Origin of the sequence: Microcystis sp. M179S2, assembly GCF_020245805.1 — a bacterium.
Classification (GTDB): Bacteria; Cyanobacteriota; Cyanobacteriia; order Cyanobacteriales; family Microcystaceae; genus Microcystis; species Microcystis aeruginosa.
Map to the genome: position 1 here is coordinate 1 of NZ_JADBUE010000137.1, position 17,880 is coordinate 17,880.

The window sequence follows — 17,880 nt, forward strand, 5'->3', positions numbered from 1 at the left end:
TGCTGAAAAAGTTTTTCGGTGGGGGCAGGGTGTGGGGTGTGGGGTGTGGGGTGTGGGGTTTTACCGGTTTTGAGGTGGCCAATTACCTAATTTTCAGGGAAAAAGTGCCTAAATTTACCCCCGATCACTCCCAGATCCAGTACTTTTTGATTGACAAAAGGTCTAAAAGTCTTACCCAACAAGGTTTTTACCCACATTCCGCACCCTAGTCGTTGAAATCAAAAGTTGCTCTAGCCCTTGTATAGTAAGACTTTTAGCGATTACTAAGAATTATGAAGTGTCACACTCTAGTCAGCGATCGCCAGCTTAATGAGAGTTTATCTCAATAATTTGGTATCAGAGCTATCAGATTTTTAGGGCTAATTGTGCATCTGCTGGTCAAACAAATTAGCCTGTAATTCAGAGCCGGCAATCGTTTTGACGATTTAGATAAAATTTTCAATGTGACACTTTAGGGTGCGGAATGTGGGTTTTTAGATTTATTCAGCAAGCCCTAGATAGCGGCAAATTTGTCACATCTTCCCAGAAATTTCTTGACAATTGCTAGAGGAAAGGGTATATTAAGGGCAGATTTTCTGAAGTTTTATGTCCCTATCTAAAGTTATCAATCATGGGGGGCGGGAGAAGCGTAGCTTATCAAAGGCTCTGCTGAAATCCTTTTCCCTAGTCACGGCCACTGCGATCGGATGTATTAGTATCGCCACCAGTGCCACTGCGGCCGATTTTAAATTCGCTTTCGGTAGCAAAGGTAACTTGGACGGTCAGTTCAATAACCCCTACGGTATCGCCGTCGGTAGCGGTGGTAAGATATATGTAGCCGATACTGCCAACAATCGCATACAGGTGTTCGACTCCAATGGAGGCTTCCTGTCCACTTTCGGTATCTTCGGTACGGGGACAGGTCAGTTCGATTCACCCAGTGGTATCGCTGTCGATGGCGTTGGTGATATCTATGTGGCCGATACCTACAACAACCGCGTACAGGTGTTCGACTCCGATGGAAAATGGAAGTTAAATGTCGGGGTCGGTGCTTTGAGTATGCCCAGTGGTATCGCCGTCGGTAGCGTAGGTAATATCTATGTGGCCGATACTCTCAACGATCGCGTACAGGTGTTTAACTTCAGTGGAGTCTTCCTGTCCACTGTCGGGGTCGGTGATTTGAGTATGCCCCAAGGTATCGCCGTCGGTAGCGGTGGTAATATCTATGTAGCCGATACTGCCAACGATCGCGTACAGGTGTTCGACTCTAGTGGTACCTTGCTGTCCACTTTCGGTAGCTCCGGTTCGAGGAACGGTGAGTTCTTTTCACCCGGTGGTGTCGCTGTCGATGGCGATGGTAAGATCTATGTGGCCGATACGCTCAACGATCGCATACAGGTGTTTAACTCCGGTGGTGTCTTCCAGTACGCTTTCGGTAGCTCTGGTTCGGGGAACGGTCAGTTCCATTCACCCAGTGGTATCGCTGTCGGTGGCGGTGGTAATATCTATGTAGCTGATACGTTCAACAATCGCGTACAGGTATTCAGAACGCCCGAACCTTCTACTATTATCGGATTAGGCATACTAGGGGGCGGTTTAGTGGTGCGTCGCCTCGCTAAACGTGGTTAATCGGTGTGGAGTGGGGAGATGAGTTAAAATTTTCCTAATTCCCCACCCTTTGCGGTTAAAAGCTTTAATTGTCCTGCTGCCTTTGTAAGTCCTCGATAGTTGCGGGGGATAAATCGGTAAATCGGGCAATTTCTGGGATAGGAAAGCCAGCAGATAGCATTTTTAGAGCAATTTGTCGAGCTTTTTCTTCTTTGCCTTCCTCTTTGCCTTCCTCTTTGCCTTCCTCTCTGCCTTCCTCTAAAGCTTCTTGATAGACTTTAGTTTCTCTTAGATCACTTAAACTAAACATTTTTTCTATCTCCTTACGGTTTAATTTGGGCAATTTATAAATGAGAATTGTCTCAATTAATTCGAGAATGTCCTCTCTTTTTAAAGACTCCTGGAATTGTTGTCTAACTTGTTGAATCAGTTCTTTTCCTTGCCCTAAGGTGTTGGCTTCCGATTCCACAATTAATTGTAACACTTTTACCCCCAGAGAATCCCCCTCATCTAACTGATTCAGATAATAACAGTTAACCCGGCCTGACTCAAAGAATTCTTGATAACGAGATTTGGGACTATTTTCAATTTCCCGATGGGGATAAATGATCACCCCTTGCCAATTGTTACTAATCTCACTTTGATGAAAATAGAGAAATATTTCACTAAAAAAGCGCGAGTAAAACCGTTCATCTTTTTGAAATTGTACCTCAACAAAGTAAATCGGATCATTCAGGTTATCGGGAAGAAAGACCCCATCTAAACGAAAAGCGAGTTGTTTAACTTCTAGGGAGGAAAATTGATAATGATTGACGGTTTCTGGGGGAAGATTGAGCAAATCAAAGAAACTTTCGGGAAAAGTCTCAAAGAGACGATAGAAAATACTGTCCGTTTTCACTCAATTTTGTCCCTCAATGACTTCTGGTACTTGTTCAATTTCTAAGTCTAAAGCTTGGGCAATTTGTTCTACACTTAATCCTAAGGCTGATAAACGGGGAATAGAGTTTAATTTAGCGGTTAATGCTCCTTCCTCTAAAATATCTTGATAGATGACGGATTCTCTCATAATGTCACTCCGAAGGATTTTTTTAATCGTCTCTCGATTGTAATTCCTCGATTGCGTCGGGGGATAAATCGGTAAATCGGGCGATTTCTGGGATAGGAAAGCCAGCAGATAGCATTTTTAGGGCAATTTGTCGGGCTTTTTCTTCCTTACCTTTTTGTAGTCCCTTTTCCTGGCCTTCCTCTAAAATATCTTGATAGATGACGGATTCTCTCATAATCTCACTCCGAAGGATTTTTTTAATCGTCTCTCGATTTAATACTAACCCGGCGAGAATACTGGTAGCGGCAGCGAGATTGCTTTGCACCTGTTTTTGGGAGATAGTTTCTAGAGAACGGGACACCTGACTTAACACCTGTTCGGGATCATCGGTGTTGCTGAGGATGGCAAAGGGTAATAAACCGGGTTGATGGAAAAATTGTGGCGTATTTTCTTCCCAAAGACGGATGACTTGAAAAGAATGAAAGGTTTCCCCCAGACGGAAAGTATTTTCTTGCACTAGGGGGGAATCACTGCGTCGCAGATAAATTACCACTTGACGCATTGGTTTTTGGGGATGACGACGATAGACGCGAAGGCGATAATCGAGCATTCGGAAGGGAATTTTGGAGTCGGGGTCGGTTTGAAATTCGGTATGGAGAATTAATTCCTCTGACTGCAAAAAAATCAGAGAATCGGCGCGAATGGGGTCTAATTGTAATTCCGTCGGGTCGAGGACGGTTAAGGAGAGGGGAGAACCCAATAACCAAGTGGCTAGATCATCGGAGAAGTTTTCGGCAATAAATTTACAAATATTATCAAACATTGCGAGCGTTCTGCCTTTGTAATTACTACCATCCACATCAATAAATTCAAGATTACTTGCTATAAATTCCTTAACAATTAAGCTAGATAACCCCCCGATAATTAGTAAAATTCTTTGATTTTATGGTAGTCTTTGAACCAAGCTTACGAAATATTATATCACCGATTCAGATAGATCATGATTTGATCCTGTTTTAATTTCACAAACATAATTAAAGGTAGCATGATCGGTCTGAATAACCAACTTTACATCAGCCAATAATTTACCCTATATATAGGGTTTATCTTGAATAGTTTCCTGAAAATTAGGTAAGGATTCCAGACAGGTCAAACATTGATGAAATAGGGGATGTTTGGGCTACATAAGCAATAGAAAGTTACCTTTTCTCTAAAATTAGTAAATATTCTGATTTCATGCCATCAGGATTTTTATTCTTGCGAGATTTGAATAATTGTCTGGTTTTAATTCTATCCTCAAAGACGGTATCAAAAATAAAGCCATTTTCCTGAAAATATTCCCCTAATATTCGCCAAGTTTCTACTTCCACCCCATCCACTTTCGGATTACCCACAAAAATGCAAGCTTTCCCAGCTTGTTTTAATTTTCTGGTGGCATTTTCTAAAGCATTGATAGTGTGACAAAAATAGGAATCGAGTATTTTATGTAAATTCTCTTTCTCTAAAGTCGATCTCACTTGATTTAAGGTTTCGGTTTCGATTAATCTGGTAGCCTGTCGGTAGGGAATTTCTAGCTTAGAGATTTTTTGTACTTCTTTTTCTGTATATCCTAACCAATATAAATCTAGTTTTGCTGTTCTGATATATTCTTGTGCTTGCAGATAGGGGGGGGAACTAATTAAACAATCTAACTCTAGATTTTGATCGATCTCAAAAGTGGCACTATCTACTCCCCCATAAAAAAGCACCTGATTACAATTATGCCAAGTGACGGCAATATATTGATTAACGCTGGTTAAAGTTTCAAAACTCATCTCTTTAATCGTTTGTTTTAATTCCTCTTGCCAATCTCTTTGTAATAGTTCTTGTATATCTGATTTTTTGTATTTCGATTGAAATAATTTTGGTTTCGTATGTTCTGCATAGGAAAACTGTTTACTAACTTTCACTAAAACCGCTTGAATGATCTGGGAATACAAATCAGCTTCTAGATTTTTTTGACCTGCCCACAGTTTCTGCAAAACTGCTAAAATCTCCTCTGGATACCAATAGTTTAAATTTGACCACTGAGGGATAAATTTATCCTCGTTGGCAAAAACTTGTAAGATTTTTTTATCTAACTCTGAGTAACTCAATTGTTCTTGGTGTTCTGTGATCTTAATCGGTATAATATGGTTTAAAAGATAATTCAGGTCAGTTAAAACCGCGTTTCTTTGACAAAGTTTAGCCTCTAAACCCACCGTACCAGAACCAGCAAAAGGATCGATAATCCAATCATCCTTTTTAGTGTAATTATCAAGACAAAATCTCACCACTTGGGGAATAAATTTAGCAGGATAATAATAGATGCCATGGGTTAGATAACTGGTGCTGGTGATTTCTGGTACTAAATCTCGAAAAGAAACTAATCGCGGGGTTCCCCGATTAATTTCTTCTAAATTATTAAAATCGAAAAGTTCTAACTGCATGATTCGGCTATCAATTCTTCCTAGGGTAGGCCAGCCAATTAAAATAAAGATTAAAACCGTAGTCGATCAATATTCTAACTTATCGTCCCTTAACCTAACCGAGAACTCAACTTTTTTACTTTTTACTTTTTACTTTTTACTTAACGTGATATACTGCCAGAGGAAAAAATGACGTTTTAATTAGTCTGCGTGAATAGCCAATCCTCGACGATCATAGAACAGGTTAGAGTCCTTGACCCCCTGACACAAACCGATCGCATTGCCGATGTCTGGATTGAGGAGGGGGTAATTAAAGCGATCGAATCTCAGCTTCCCCCAAGAGAAAATAGTAACTATATTTCTGGTCAAAACTGTATTTTTGCCCCCGGATTAGTCGATCTCTACAGTCATTCTGGGGAACCCGGCCACGAGGACAGAGAAACCCTCGCATCTCTGATCCAAGCTGCCACGGCCGGAGGCTGCACCCGGGTGGCAATTCTCCCCAATACTCTCCCCCCCCTCGATCACCCCGCAATCATTAGCACATTACAGCAAAAAAGTCAAGGGTTTTTTGACTCAAAATCGACTCGTCTGCATTTTTGGGCAAGTCTCACACTAGGAAGACAAGGGCAAAAAATGACCGAATTAGCTGATTTAATGCCTGTAGCGGTGGGTTTTACCGATAATCGCGGACTGGAAGATTTGGGACTGTTGCGGCACTTATTGGAATACCTAAAACCCTTCGGTAAAAATATCGCCCTTTCCCCCGTAAATCAGCAATTAAAGGGTAATGGAGTCATGCGTGAGGGAGAAACCTCGATTCGCTTCGGTTTACCGGGGGATCCTGCTATTTCCGAAACCACTGCTTTAGCCACAATTTTAGAAATCGTCGGCGAAATTAATACACCTGTTCACCTAATGCGAATTTCTACCCGTCGAGGAGTGGAATTAATTCGCGAGGCAAAAATGCGGGGATTGCCGATAACCGCTAGTGTGACGTGGTTGCATCTGCTCTTAAATACAGGATCGATCGCCAGCTATCATCCCAGTTTACACCTCGCTCCACCCTTGGGCAACGAAAGCGATCGCAAGGCGTTAATTGCGGCAATTAAGGAGGGAATTATCGATGCAATCGCGATCGATCATCGTCCCTATACCTACGAAGAAAAAACCGTCTCTTTTGCAGAAGCACCCCCCGGCGCGATCGGGTTAGAATTAGCTTTACCGCTACTCTGGGAAAAATTAGTAATAACTGGGCAATTATCAGCTTTACAATTGTGGCAAGCGCTTAGTCTCAATCCCTGTCATTGTTTACAACAAAAACCGGCATCTCTCAACCCCGGTAATCCCGCAGAAGCAATTCTTTTTCATCCCCAAGCAAGCTGGAAAGTAACGGCAAATAATCTTCACTCCCTCAGTCATAATACTTTCTGGTTAAATCAAACAATTACGGGAAAAGTCTTAGAAATGTGGAATTTTTAAAGGGTGGCCAATTTCTATCTTGAGACTCTCCTAGTTTTTTGGATAATGATCAGCTAGAATTCTAGAGAGAACTAGAGTAATGCCATGGAAAAAGAACTGGTATCGGACAAGCGCGGTTATCTGCTTCGCACGGTGGCAGAAGCTAAAGAAATTGTCCTTAATTGGTTGCGGGAAATAAATTTAGTTAATGCGATTAAATTAGGTTTACCAGAAGTGGATGACAGATATCATATTTGGCGAATTCCTTTATGTAATGAACAGAAAAAAACCGTTGGGGAAGTGGTGATCGATGCCTACACCACCGAAATTTTGTTAGATAAAACAACTCGGACTGAAATTATTATCGCTCGTCTGTTAAAACAGGATGAATCTAAATTAGAAACCCGCAAGAAAACCAAAAAAGAATACAAGCTTTCCTCTCTGAGAAATACCATCGGATTTGGTGATTGTGGCGAACTTTTGGAGGAAATGCCAGCAGAAAGTGTTGATTTAATCTTTACCTCACCACCCTATTTTAATGCTCGCCCAGAATATTCGGAATTTGAAGAATACGAAACCTATCTATTGAAGCTGCGACAGGTAATCAGAAAATGCCATCGAGTTTTGAGTGAAGGGCGTTTTTTTGTCATTAATATTTCTCCCGTGCTGTTGCGTCGTGCTTCCCGTAATCAAGCTTCTAAACGTATTGCTGTCCCCTTTGATTTGCATCGAATTTTTGTTGAGGAAGGTTACGATTTTATTGATGATATTATTTGGCTAAAACCAGAGGGAGCAGGGTGGGCAACTGGTAGAGGGCGCAGATTTGCTGCCGATCGCAATCCTCTCCAATACAAAACTGTGCCAGTGACTGAATACGTTTTAGTCTATCGTAAACACACGGATCTACTCATCGATTGGCATATTCGTAATCATCCCGATCAAGAAGTAGTAAAAGCCTCAAAAATTGCCGATGGTTATGAACGCACTAATGTCTGGAAAATTAACCCAGTCACTAACTCAAAACATCCCGCCGCTTTTCCCGTAGAATTGGCAGAAAAAGTGATTACCTATTACTCTTTTAAAGGTGATGTGGTTTTAGATCCCTTTGCTGGTTCAGGAACCGTGGGACTAGCGGCCGCTTCTTTAGATAGACGTTTTGTTTTATTCGAGAGTAATTTTAATTATATTGAACTGATACGAAAGCTAATTACTGAAGGCAATCAGACTGATTTAGACTCAGTTATTTGGCTTAATTGTCCGTTAGAAAACTAACAATGAGCGAGGTAAACACCATGACAGCCAGTAAAAGTCACGCTTATTTTACTCCAAAAGACTATCTGGAAATAGAGAAAATTAGTCCCATTAAACATGAATATATACAAGGGCAAATCTTGGCGATGGCGGGGGCCAGTAAAGCCCATGTTATCATCACAGGTAATCTTTCAGCCCAATTAATTAATCATTTACGGGGTAGTGGTTGTCTTGCCTACGCTACCGATATGAAAGTGCGTCTCCCTAGCTTAAATATCTTCTATTATCCCGATTTTGCCATTACTTGTGACGAACGGGATCGAGTTTCCCAGGAAGATTTTATCCTGCATCCGCGAGTGATTATCGAGGTTTTATCCGACTCCACAGCAGCCTTTGATAGAGGCGATAAATTTGCCAATTATCAAACTATCCCTGAATTAGAGGAATATCTACTTATCGAGCAAAAACAAGTCCTAATCGAACAATATCAACGTCAATCTAATAACCTCTGGATTCCCCATATTTATCAAGCGGGAGATTTAATCACTATTAACTGTATTAACTTTTCTTGTCCGATAGAAATTCTTTATCAAAACCTAGAAATTCTTAGCTAGAATTTTGACCGTAAAAATAGTAAAATGGGGTCAGGTATTATAGGAGAAATTTGCCCTATTTCCTAACCCCCCAACAACTTAGATAATTAACCCCTTTGTCGAGTATTGATCACCTCACCGGCTGCATTAACTAACTCTAGCTGTAGCGGCATTTGTCCCATAGCGTGAGTGGAACAACTTAAACAGGGATCATAGCAACGAATACCCGCTTCCACCCGGTTTAACATCGCTTCGGGAATTTCGCCACCATGGATATAATGTTGGGCGATTTGTTTCACCGTTTGATTCATGGCCAAATTATTATTACCCGTGGCAATAATCAAATTCACCGTTTCAATCAAACCATTTTCATCCACTTTATAATCATGGAATAAAGTACCCCGGGGCGCTTCACTAACTCCCACCCCTTGCAGATTATTAATTCCTGCTTCGGCCCGGCAGCGTGGAGAAACTATATCGGGATCGTCGATTAAAAGTTCGATACGCTCTAAACAGCCTAAAATCTCCACTAATCGGGCATAATGATAGTAAAAAGAAGAGGTTGCTACACCACCGACCCGATGGCGATATTCCCGTAACTCGATATCCGCTCCCTCCGTGCCAAAATGGGAACAAACATTTAAGCGCGCCAACGGACCAACCCGATAGATACCGTTGGGATAACCGAGGGGTTTATAGTAGGGAAACTTTAAATAAGACCATTTTTCTACTGATTCGCCGATATAATCGCGATAATTGTCTTCGCTCAGGTTATCGGCCACGATATTGCCTTGACTATCGGTAAAACGAATATGACCGCCGTAGTGTTCCCACTCGTCCCGTTTACCGACCAGTCCCATAAACAGGGAAGGGAAATTCCCAAAAGCGGCGATTTCTGTGGTTAAATTGTCTAGAAGTCCTTTAAACAGGTTTAAGGCCGTGTAAAGAGTCGCTTTAGACTCCGGCAGTCGTTCTTTAATCCATTGTCGCCCTTCTTCGCTCAGGGGAGAACGCACACCTCCCGGGACGGACCAAGCGGGGTGAATTTTTTTTGCTCCCAAAAGTTCAATAACTTTCTGTCCAAATTGACGTAAACGGATGCCCGCTCGCGCTAGGTCGGGATCGGCCGCGATTAAACCGAAAATATTCCGTTTAGCGGCGTCACTTTCCCAACCAAGCAGAAAATCGGGACTGCTAAGATGGAAAAAGCTTAAAGCATGGGATTGGGTTAACTGTCCCAAATTCATCAAGCGCCGCAGTTTTTCACCCGCGGGGGGGATTTGCACCGCTAGAATTTTATCGCCAGTTTTGGCGGCACAAAGTAGGTGACTAACGGGGCAAATGCCGCAAATTCGGGCAGTAATTCCCGCCATCTCCCACATCGGCCGTCCCTCGCAGAATTTCTCGAAACCGCGATACTCGACCACATGAAAACGCACGTCATCCACTTCCCCCCCATCGTCAAGGAAAATCGAGATCTTGGCATGGCCTTCGATCCGGGTGACGGGATCGATAACGACGGTTTTAGTCATAGTAAGTCCTCATTGTTCAGGAGTTTCACAGAACGGCATTGTGGAGATTGCGATCGAGCTTGGTTTCAACGATAATTTATCCCGATCTCCGCCCTGCTGTCTCTATGATAGTTATTACCCCCCTAGCAATCCTAATTTTTTTGACAATTTTTTCCGATTCTCAATCGGAAAAAAAATTAAAATTTTGTAGCAAATACTACAGAAAATAGTTCGGAAATCCGCAATGATTACATCTCGCTTTGCTGGTGTTGATCGGTCATTATATATATAGAAGTCGGTTCTCGGCTGTCAGTCTTCCTCTCAAAGCTGAGGGTGAAAGGGTCGGAAGTCAGCCAAATTGTTTATGACTAATCGGGAAAACCGCCTTTTTGTCTTGTAATCTTACCTAACAGTATCAGCGGCACTGCCGAGGATTCAGGAAAAAGCGACCCAAAAACAAGCGATTGTAGTTGATAGTCCTACACTATAATACTTTTGTTCTGGATGTTGAGAAAAAAGCATAGACTTAACATCATACCAAAGAATGAATTAACTTTGAACCTTTAGGGGATTGCCCGCGTCTAAAAGCGCAGGATACAATCAAAGAAATTCCGATCAAACTCATACCGACTTCAGATAAGCCAGACTCACCCGCGAGTCGGAATAGTAACAGACTTTTTCTGTGTCAAGGAGTCACCACCAAACCAATGCCCACCGCAAAAACCAACCAAACTCAATCACAGCCCACCCTCAATGCCGATATGGTGCGTACCTATCTGCACGAAATTGGGCGAGTTCCCCTCCTAACTCACGAACAAGAAATTATTTACGGCAAACAAGTCCAACGGATGATGAGCCTGTTAGAAGCGAAAGAAGCACTATCGAAGCAATTAGGACGGGAACCACAGCGCTTGGAGTGGGCGGATTCGGTGAATTTAAGCGAAAATGAACTGGATCGAGCCTTGAAGACCGGCGATCGAGCTAAACGGAAAATGATTGAAGCTAACCTCCGCTTGGTGGTTGCGATCGCCAAAAAATATCAAAAGCGGAACATGGAATTCCTAGATCTAATTCAAGAGGGTAGTCTGGGATTAGAAAGGGGTGTAGAGAAATTTGATCCCACCAAAGGTTATAAATTTTCTACCTATGCCTACTGGTGGATTCGACAAGCGATTACCCGTGCGATCGCTCAACAGGCCCGCACCATTCGTTTACCCATCCATATCACCGAAAAACTGAATAAAATCAAAAGAACCCAGCGCGAACTCGCCCAAAAACTGGGAAGAAGTGCCACTCCTGCCGAGATTGCCCTGGAATTAGAGCTAGAACCCGCTCAAATCCGCGAATATCTCAGTATGGCTCGTCAACCCATCTCCCTTGATGTGCGCGTCGGCGATAACCAAGATACGGAATTGTCGGAATTATTAGAAGATAGCGGAGTTTCTCCCGATACCTTCATCACCCAAGAATTATTACGGCAAGACTTAGCCAATCTCCTGGCCGAATTAACTCCCCAACAACGGGAAGTAATTACTCTCCGTTTCGGTTTAACCGATGGCAAAGAGTTATCCCTAGCCAAAATCGGTCAGAGAATGAACATCAGTCGGGAACGGGTGCGACAATTAGAACACCAGGCCCTGGCTCATTTACGCCGTCGCCGGGCCAACGTCAAGGAATATATTGTCGCTAGTTAGTAAAATTAGCAAATAACCAAGAAGGAGAGCTTGCGCTCTCTTTTTGGCTCTTCTCTACTTTGTGTGATAAGCACTGATTATCATTCGTAGGAGTCTTGCTAGGCAAGGCTTTGAAGACTATATTTCTATAAAATTATCCCTATTCTTCTTCCCTCCACACAGAAACCAGAAGAGCCTCTTTTTTTTGGGTTTAATTAATATAGAATCCCGATTAGTTTTCACCTGTGGCAGTTCCTTCATGACTAGATCGACAGAAACAGCGACCCCAACACTATACGAAGAAGATTTTTATCTCTGGCTAAAAACCACGGCAGAACAATTAAAAAAAGGCAAATTTGCCGAGGTGGATTTAGATAACTTAATTGAGGAGATTGAATCGATGGGGAGAAGTGAAAGACACGCGCTCAAAAGTCTTTTAACTCGTCTCCTAGAACATTTACTCAAATTAACTTACTGGCAATCGGAAAGAGACCGGAATGGCAATCATGGTCATGGAGAAATCAATAATTTTCGGGCAGAAATTCAAGATTTACTGGAGGATAGCCCTAGTTTAAAGCCCTATCTTCGGGAGATTTTTGAGCCATCCTACCATACAGCTTTAGAGACCGTCCGGAAAAAAATGGGTTTATCCCCCGGCGGTTTACCCAGTCAGATAATTTTTAATCTCGAACAGGTGTTAGATAATCAATGGCTGCCGATCGATTGGGAATAAACTATTGACTGTCTAAATCACTCCTTAAATCGCTAAACAGTCATCAGTGAACTGAAAACTCAAATCTGATAACTGATAACTGATAACTGATCTGGTTTTATTCAAGCAACTTCTTCAGTAGAGCATCCACTTCCTGGAGGCCAGATTGATTATTTTTCTGCACATAAACCGCTCGCGCTTGCTTAAAAGCTTCCGCAGCCTCTGTTTTTCGTCCCCGGCCCGCGTAGGCCCGACCGAGATTAAGATAGACATCGGCGTTATTGGGGGCGATTTCGGCCAAATCTTGATAGGCGATAATTGCTGCAAGATAATCTTTTCTGGCCAGATGGATGCGACCGATTCCCGCTTGTGCTTCCAAAGATTGGGGTTGCAGGAAAACAGCCCGACGATAAAAGGGGAGAGCCTCGTCAAAACGCTCTTGTTTTTCGAGTAAAATACCTATTTTTAGCTGAATTAAAAAATTTCCTGCACTTTGTCGCTCTATTTCCTTTAAAATTTGGGTTCCGCCATTTAAATCGCCCTGTTTGAGCAAAAGGCTGGCCAGTTGCAATCTTAATTCACTATTGTTAGGGAATCTTTGCAGGGATTTTTGGAGAAAATCGAGGGCTTCGGTGCTTTTATTCTGTTCGATCAAGGCTTTACCCATGATTTCGTGGGCTTGCTGATTATTGGGGTCGAGAGCTAAAACCCATTGGTAAACTTCGCCCGCTTTAGCATAGTTTTTTTGGCGTAATAACACCACCCCTAAACCGAGGTAGTGTTGGACGTTTTTCGGTTCTATTTGGATAGCGTAGTAGTAAGCGGTGGCTGCATTGTCATAATCACCGATATTAGCCAAACTATAACCGAGCGCATGGAAAAAGTCGGGATTACTCGGATCGAGACTTAAAGCTTTTTGGTATGCTTGGGCGGCGGCGTTATAATCCCCTTGCCGCGTTTGTAAAAAGCCGATCCCGGAGAAAATTTTGGCATTATTGCCATCAAGGGCGGCAGCCCGCTCGTAAATGGCTATAGCTTCCCCATAATTGCCATTTTTGACCAATTGCCGCGCTTGACGCAGTAGTTCGTTAACCTGTGAATCCTTGCTCACGATTGCCCCTGCGGGATTATCGGCGATCGCAATTGAGGCAGAGAAACAGCCCCCCGCGAGAAGACCGACGAGCAAGATTAAACGGGTAAATTGTTTCATCGCTTTACCTTTGTTAACGATTCTTAATTAAAGTTTATTGTAAATGGTATTGACAAAAATCAACTATTCTGCATCACCCTTGGGCGAGATTATTGCGGGCTTCTTGGGCGACTTGGGCGCTTTTGTCGCCGGTTAACTGGGTCAAAACAGCGATCGCATCTTGCCCCCCTAAGCGGCCTAAAGCTTGAGCGAGACGATAGCGCAGTTGCCAGTCATCATCATTAGCCAAGGGAACAAGTAAAGAGACGGCGCGAGGGTCGCCTAGTTCCCCAAAAGCGCTAACGGCGGCCGTTTTTACCAATTCATTATCGGAGTTAAGGGCGATTTCCAGCAGTTCAAAGCCCCGGGGTTCCCCCAATTCGCCCAAAGCTGCCACAATGCTAAATTGAATTAACCAGTCGCAGGATTGTTGATAGACGGCCACCAGATCATCGTAGGCTGCCGTTAATTTTAACCCCCCGATCGCATCGGCCGCGGCCGCTTTTACGTCTGCTTCCGGATCATGCAACAAGCGATCGCGTAGAATAGTTAAGGCCAGATCAAGATTCTGACGACCGAGGATATCTAGCTGACTTACCGCCGAATAACGCACTCTAGCGTTACTATCCTTAATTAAAGGCTGTAACATCTCGAAGGCGATTTCTGGGGCTAAATAACGCAGTTGATTAACTCCCGATAAGCGATCGCCATAATCATCGGAATCGAGCAGCCGTTGCACGGATTCAGGGGAATAATTCATAATTTGATGACACCCTTAACAATTGGACTGGTATTAATTGTCCCATGAATAGTTATCGACTCCTGACTATTTTGATCATGTTTAGTTCCCCGGTTTTTTGGGGCTGTAGTCCTCCCTCTCCCCTTAAAAAAGAACCTACGGCCGAGATGATCGTTTCTCCTTCTCCCAGTCCGATTATTTCCGCATCAGACATTAAAGCTGCTAATCGTTATCGTCAATTGGGATTACAGTATCGTCAACAGGGAGACTTTATCAAAAGTATTGAAGCTTTCAAAAAATCGGTACAGTTAAACCCCAATCATCTAGACGGGAGAGTAATTTTAGGCTGGACACAACACCTAGCTAAACAACCTTTAGCGGCACAAATAACCCTCGAAGAAACGATTAAAATTGCTCCCGATCATGTGGCTGCTTATAATGCTTTGGGTATTGTTTATCTTGTCGGTGGTCATCTTGACAAGGCCGTGGTTACTCATACTAAAGCCGCTAATTTAAAACCCGATAATGAAATTGCCTACTATAATTTATCCCTCGCCTATCATCGCTTAAAAGATTTTAATTCAGCTATTACTAACGCTGAAAAAGCAGTTAAATTAGAGCCGAATAATCCCCATCCTCTTGTGGCTTTGGCAATGATTTATTTAGATCAAGGTGATAGTAAAAAAGCGCGGGATACCTACAAAAAGGCTAGGGATTTAGACGGTCGTTATCGACAAAAATGGTTTCTGGCACACCTGAAGGAAGCTGGTTTTAGTCAGGAGCAAATTAAATTAGTCGAAAAGTTACTATCTGGTTAGATTGAAAAATTATTATTTCCCCTTAGGATGCCTGTCGATGTCCCAGTTTTAGGAAAATAGTTTCTAAATCTTCGCGGCAAGTATAAAACTCGCTTAAGGTCAGACCAGAAACGACTAAAGATTTCAACAATTCGGCACTATCTTCTAGGGTTCCCGTAAATTTAACCCGGAGAGTATTAGTATGAATAATTCTTTGCCAACTTTCCACAAAAACACATTGTTTAAGAGCAGTTTCTAAGGCTTCTAAATTGCCTAGAGTCGTAATCTGCAAGTATTGACCAGCTAGACGTTGATTTAATTCTTGTAAAGAGGTACTTTCCACTAGATAACCTAATTCCATGATGCCCACAGAACTACAAAGTTCGGCCAAATCACTAAGGACATGGGAGGAAATTAAAATCGTCATACCTGCCGATTGTAAGACTTTAATAATCTCACGAAATTGTAGGCGAGCGATCGGGTCTAATCCAGAAACTGGTTCATCGAGAAGTAAAATTAAAGGTTCATGAATAATCGTTCGGGCTAAACTTAAACGTTGTTTCATCCCCCGGGACAAAGTAGCGATCGAATTATGGCTTTTACCGGTTAATTGTACCAGTTCTAGAACCTCATAAATGCGGCGATGACGTTGGGAGCGAGGGATATGATAAAGACGGGCAAAATAATCCAGATAATTCCAGACATTTAGGTCATCGTAGAGGGGAAAATTATCGGGTAGATAACCTAAGTTTTTTTTGAGACGGGGATTACTCTCATCTCTTAAAAGACGTTCTCCGTGCAGATATATTTCTCCCGTTGTCGGTTCTTCCGCTGCCGCTAACATCCTAATTAAAGTGGTTTTTCCCGCTCCATTTGGACCGATTAACCCGTAAACTTCCCCCGCTTCAATCTGTAAATCCACTTGATTAACAGCCCCATGGCGGTCAAATTGTTTGGTTAAACCAACGGTAGCAATGGCTAATTCGGGTGTGTTCATAAAGTTTTAGTAGTGGGATTGCTGACAAACTGGCCACCACATTCTTAACATTAACGTTTGGGTTTCCCGTTATCAATAGAACCACTCTTGATGGTATGGTGAGAACCACAACTAGGACAAGGCAATACAGGCGAAGAGGTGATTTTGTTCTGTGTTAGACTGATATTTGAGTAAGTCTAACACGAACCACAAAAAGATATTGATCAGAAAACTGATCATCAAGCTAGATGTTTAAAGACTGATTGGGTTCCAATTATTTTTTTTTGTTAATGAATATTTTACACAGTTCATACCAGATAAGCAAGAGGGCTACGCCACTACCACCAAATCCTTACCTTGCGCTATTTTACCCCCGAAGGTGAATTAGTTCCCACTCCCGCAGAAGCGGCAGGCAAAGCAGAAAATCGAGTCCAACAGGAAAGGCAGAAAGCCGCAAAATTAGCGGCTAAATTGCGGGAATTGGGCATAAATCCCCGATAAAATTGCTAATTATCCGATGATTTCTGGATTTAATACGATGTATAGACGAGAATTACTGCAATTTATTGGCTCTCACGCTCTTTTTGGGGCTATTAATCCAGAATTTGCTTGGAATTATCAAAATATTGACCATTGGGGCGAATTATCAAGGAATTATCGCCTCTGCACCACGGGAAAGCAACAAACACCGATCGATCTGAGTATAGTGACTGAAAAAGAGCTATACCACCCCACCTTTAATTATCGTCCTGTACCCCTAAAAATTCGCCATAACGGTCGTACAATCTTGGTTCAGACCGAAAAAGGTGGAAACATGAGTTTTCACGGCGAAAACTGGGATTTATTGCAGTTTCATTTTCATCACCCCAGCGAACATCAGATTAAAGGTCAGTCTTTCCCTCTAGAAATTCATTTAGTGCATCGAAATGGGAGAGGAAATTTAGCAGTTGTGGGTATCTTAGCCGAAATTGGCGCAAATAATCCCTATTTACCAACCATTTGGGCTTATTTGCCCCAAGAACCTTCTCCTGAAATGATTATCCCCGATACTTGGGTCAATCCCGGGCTTTTACTGCCAGAAAATAGCGATTTTTATGAATATCGGGGGTCTTTGTCCACTCCCCCCTGTAGCGAGGATGTTCTCTGGTTAGTCTGGCAAAATGCGATCAAAATTTCTCCCCAACAACTGCAACAATTGGCTGAGATTTTTCCGAGTAATGCGAGGAATATTCAACCCTTAAACGGGCGCTCGATCCTGCATTCCTAGCCGAAATTGTCGGCATTTTGGCTAATTTAGATAATTTTATTAACTTTTAGACCAACAATGGTAAATAACTCAGGAATGCGCTCAATAACTAAAGCTTCGGTGGCTGTCCAGTCACTTTCCTTAGTGGCTAAAACCCCAATAACACTCAGAGGAACCTGTAGAAATAGGTGACTTAAGAGGAGAGCGATCGCAGCGATTACTAAACCTAAAAGCCGCCATTGGGGAAGATAGGCGGCCACGGCAGCCGCTAGAGGGGCAAAATTATAGATTGGCCAAGCGATGAGAATTAGAAGGACGACTCCCAAAAGAGTAAGAAGACGATGGCGAGGACGTTTAAAAAGAGAGAGAATTTTTAACTGTTCGGGGGTGAGTTGACTCGGTTTGAGAGCGACCAACAAAAGACTAAAGATATCAAAAGGTTTTGTCCACTGCATCCAAAAGACGGGTAGGATAGCGATCGCTCCTAGAAATAGCCATTCTAGCCAAAGAAAAGGCAAGGGATCGCCCACAGCTAAACCAATCCAAGCGATTTGTAAAAAGATTGGCACAGCCGCTAACCCTGCCAGATGAATCCACAAAAAAGGTTCTGATTTCATAGAGGGAAGTGGGGAGATGGGGGAGCAGGGGAGTGG

At 42.7% G+C, this 17,880-nt stretch carries 18 protein-coding genes and 2 pseudogenes; 10 read left to right on the top strand and 10 right to left on the bottom strand.

Annotation, left to right across the window (positions count from 1 at the left end; translation table 11 throughout):
• Positions 1-29 precede the first annotated feature (29 nt).
• Both IM500_RS07800 and IM500_RS07805 read left to right on the top strand, forming a co-directional pair.
• Positions 30-209: a hypothetical protein gene (locus IM500_RS07800; RefSeq protein WP_287738090.1), complete on the top strand. Its 180-nt coding sequence runs from the start codon at positions 30-32 to the stop codon at positions 207-209.
• Positions 210-585: 376 nt separating this feature from the next.
• Positions 586-1,608, top strand: coding sequence for a 6-bladed beta-propeller (locus tag IM500_RS07805; RefSeq protein WP_287738079.1), 1,023 nt, complete (start codon positions 586-588; stop codon positions 1,606-1,608).
• A 64-nt stretch (positions 1,609-1,672) separates the two neighbouring features.
• On the opposite strand, the gene IM500_RS07810 is transcribed toward IM500_RS07805, so the two are convergent.
• The 4 genes from IM500_RS07810 to IM500_RS07825 form a co-directional block, all read right to left on the bottom strand.
• Positions 1,673-2,485 (bottom strand): Rpn family recombination-promoting nuclease/putative transposase, encoded by an 813-nt coding sequence (locus tag IM500_RS07810; RefSeq protein ID WP_287738080.1) that lies wholly within the window; start codon positions 2,483-2,485, stop codon positions 1,673-1,675.
• On the bottom strand, positions 2,486-2,653 hold the full coding sequence (locus IM500_RS07815) for a hypothetical protein (RefSeq protein WP_199328878.1): 168 nt from the start codon (positions 2,651-2,653) through the stop codon (positions 2,486-2,488).
• Between the two features lie 22 nt (positions 2,654-2,675).
• Positions 2,676-3,455: an Rpn family recombination-promoting nuclease/putative transposase gene (locus IM500_RS07820; protein ID WP_190723243.1), complete on the bottom strand. Its 780-nt coding sequence runs from the start codon at positions 3,453-3,455 to the stop codon at positions 2,676-2,678.
• 376 nt (positions 3,456-3,831) lie between these two features.
• Entirely contained in the window at positions 3,832-5,100 is a 1,269-nt protein-coding gene (locus IM500_RS07825) for a DNA methyltransferase (RefSeq protein WP_190723244.1), read from the bottom strand.
• Positions 5,101-5,289: 189 nt separating this feature from the next.
• Between IM500_RS07825 and IM500_RS07830 the strand changes: the two genes are divergently transcribed.
• The 3 genes from IM500_RS07830 to IM500_RS07840 all read left to right on the top strand — a co-directional run bounded on the left by IM500_RS07830 (position 5,290) and on the right by IM500_RS07840 (position 8,405).
• Complete coding sequence (locus IM500_RS07830) at positions 5,290-6,561, top strand: dihydroorotase (protein ID WP_190723245.1); 1,272 nt, start codon at positions 5,290-5,292, stop codon at positions 6,559-6,561.
• An 84-nt stretch (positions 6,562-6,645) separates the two neighbouring features.
• Positions 6,646-7,812, top strand: a complete 1,167-nt coding sequence (locus tag IM500_RS07835) for a DNA-methyltransferase (protein ID WP_287738081.1) — start codon at positions 6,646-6,648, stop codon at positions 7,810-7,812.
• A gap of 20 nt (positions 7,813-7,832) precedes the next feature.
• On the top strand, positions 7,833-8,405 hold the full coding sequence (locus tag IM500_RS07840) for a Uma2 family endonuclease (RefSeq protein WP_190723415.1): 573 nt from the start codon (positions 7,833-7,835) through the stop codon (positions 8,403-8,405).
• An 86-nt stretch (positions 8,406-8,491) separates the two neighbouring features.
• On the opposite strand, the gene IM500_RS07845 is transcribed toward IM500_RS07840, so the two are convergent.
• On the bottom strand, positions 8,492-9,916 hold the full coding sequence (locus tag IM500_RS07845; protein WP_002798537.1) for a Ni/Fe hydrogenase subunit alpha: 1,425 nt from the start codon (positions 9,914-9,916) through the stop codon (positions 8,492-8,494).
• Between the two features lie 686 nt (positions 9,917-10,602).
• On the opposite strand from IM500_RS07845, the gene IM500_RS07850 reads away from it, so the two are divergent.
• On the top strand, positions 10,603-11,589 hold the full coding sequence (locus tag IM500_RS07850; RefSeq protein WP_002760224.1) for an RNA polymerase sigma factor, RpoD/SigA family: 987 nt from the start codon (positions 10,603-10,605) through the stop codon (positions 11,587-11,589).
• A 238-nt stretch (positions 11,590-11,827) separates the two neighbouring features.
• The gene (locus tag IM500_RS07855; protein WP_190723247.1) at positions 11,828-12,301 is read left to right on the top strand and encodes a DUF29 domain-containing protein; all 474 of its coding nucleotides are present in this window, start codon (positions 11,828-11,830) and stop codon (positions 12,299-12,301) included.
• Positions 12,302-12,398: 97 nt separating this feature from the next.
• On the opposite strand, the gene IM500_RS07860 is transcribed toward IM500_RS07855, so the two are convergent.
• Both IM500_RS07860 and nblB read right to left on the bottom strand, forming a co-directional pair.
• Positions 12,399-13,490, bottom strand: coding sequence for a tetratricopeptide repeat protein (locus IM500_RS07860; protein WP_287738082.1), 1,092 nt, complete (start codon positions 13,488-13,490; stop codon positions 12,399-12,401).
• A 73-nt stretch (positions 13,491-13,563) separates the two neighbouring features.
• Positions 13,564-14,229 (bottom strand): phycobilisome degradation protein NblB, encoded by a 666-nt coding sequence (gene nblB / locus IM500_RS07865; protein WP_190723249.1) that lies wholly within the window; start codon positions 14,227-14,229, stop codon positions 13,564-13,566.
• Between the two features lie 44 nt (positions 14,230-14,273).
• Here nblB and IM500_RS07870 point away from each other — a divergent pair, with 44 nt between their 5' ends.
• Complete coding sequence (locus tag IM500_RS07870) at positions 14,274-15,026, top strand: tetratricopeptide repeat protein (protein WP_190723251.1); 753 nt, start codon at positions 14,274-14,276, stop codon at positions 15,024-15,026.
• Positions 15,027-15,048: 22 nt separating this feature from the next.
• On the opposite strand, the gene IM500_RS07875 is transcribed toward IM500_RS07870, so the two are convergent.
• Positions 15,049-16,002: an ABC transporter ATP-binding protein gene (locus tag IM500_RS07875; protein ID WP_190723252.1), complete on the bottom strand. Its 954-nt coding sequence runs from the start codon at positions 16,000-16,002 to the stop codon at positions 15,049-15,051.
• 53 nt (positions 16,003-16,055) lie between these two features.
• A pseudogene (locus IM500_RS07880) lies at positions 16,056-16,218 on the bottom strand (ISNCY family transposase); the annotation flags it as partial.
• 120 nt (positions 16,219-16,338) lie between these two features.
• Here IM500_RS07880 and IM500_RS07885 point away from each other — a divergent pair.
• Positions 16,339-16,482: pseudogene (locus tag IM500_RS07885) on the top strand (hypothetical protein); the annotation flags it as partial.
• Positions 16,483-16,519: 37 nt separating this feature from the next.
• Positions 16,520-17,248, top strand: coding sequence for a carbonic anhydrase (locus tag IM500_RS07890; protein WP_190723256.1), 729 nt, complete (start codon positions 16,520-16,522; stop codon positions 17,246-17,248).
• A gap of 26 nt (positions 17,249-17,274) precedes the next feature.
• On the opposite strand, the gene IM500_RS07895 is transcribed toward IM500_RS07890, so the two are convergent.
• Positions 17,275-17,844, bottom strand: a complete 570-nt coding sequence (locus IM500_RS07895; RefSeq protein ID WP_190359887.1) for a low-complexity tail membrane protein — start codon at positions 17,842-17,844, stop codon at positions 17,275-17,277.
• Between the last annotated feature and the right edge of the window lie 36 nt (positions 17,845-17,880).

Bases quoted from the DNA above. Each gene is read 5' to 3' on its own strand.
- IM500_RS07805 (WP_287738079.1), top strand. From the start codon at position 586: ATGTCCCTATCTAAAGTTATCAATCATGGGGGGCGGGAGAAGCGTAGC.
- IM500_RS07815 (WP_199328878.1), bottom strand. From the start codon at position 2,653: ATGAGAGAATCCGTCATCTATCAAGATATTTTAGAGGAAGGAGCATTA.
- IM500_RS07820 (WP_190723243.1), bottom strand. From the start codon at position 3,455: ATGTTTGATAATATTTGTAAATTTATTGCCGAAAACTTCTCCGATGAT.
- IM500_RS07825 (WP_190723244.1), bottom strand. From the start codon at position 5,100: ATGCAGTTAGAACTTTTCGATTTTAATAATTTAGAAGAAATTAATCGG.
- IM500_RS07835 (WP_287738081.1), top strand. From the start codon at position 6,646: ATGGAAAAAGAACTGGTATCGGACAAGCGCGGTTATCTGCTTCGCACG.
- IM500_RS07840 (WP_190723415.1), top strand. From the start codon at position 7,833: ATGACAGCCAGTAAAAGTCACGCTTATTTTACTCCAAAAGACTATCTG.
- IM500_RS07845 (WP_002798537.1), bottom strand. From the start codon at position 9,916: ATGACTAAAACCGTCGTTATCGATCCCGTCACCCGGATCGAAGGCCAT.
- IM500_RS07850 (WP_002760224.1), top strand. From the start codon at position 10,603: ATGCCCACCGCAAAAACCAACCAAACTCAATCACAGCCCACCCTCAAT.
- IM500_RS07855 (WP_190723247.1), top strand. From the start codon at position 11,828: ATGACTAGATCGACAGAAACAGCGACCCCAACACTATACGAAGAAGAT.
- IM500_RS07860 (WP_287738082.1), bottom strand. From the start codon at position 13,490: ATGAAACAATTTACCCGTTTAATCTTGCTCGTCGGTCTTCTCGCGGGG.
- nblB (WP_190723249.1), bottom strand. From the start codon at position 14,229: ATGAATTATTCCCCTGAATCCGTGCAACGGCTGCTCGATTCCGATGAT.
- IM500_RS07870 (WP_190723251.1), top strand. From the start codon at position 14,274: ATGAATAGTTATCGACTCCTGACTATTTTGATCATGTTTAGTTCCCCG.
- IM500_RS07875 (WP_190723252.1), bottom strand. From the start codon at position 16,002: ATGAACACACCCGAATTAGCCATTGCTACCGTTGGTTTAACCAAACAA.
- IM500_RS07890 (WP_190723256.1), top strand. From the start codon at position 16,520: ATGTATAGACGAGAATTACTGCAATTTATTGGCTCTCACGCTCTTTTT.
- IM500_RS07895 (WP_190359887.1), bottom strand. From the start codon at position 17,844: ATGAAATCAGAACCTTTTTTGTGGATTCATCTGGCAGGGTTAGCGGCT.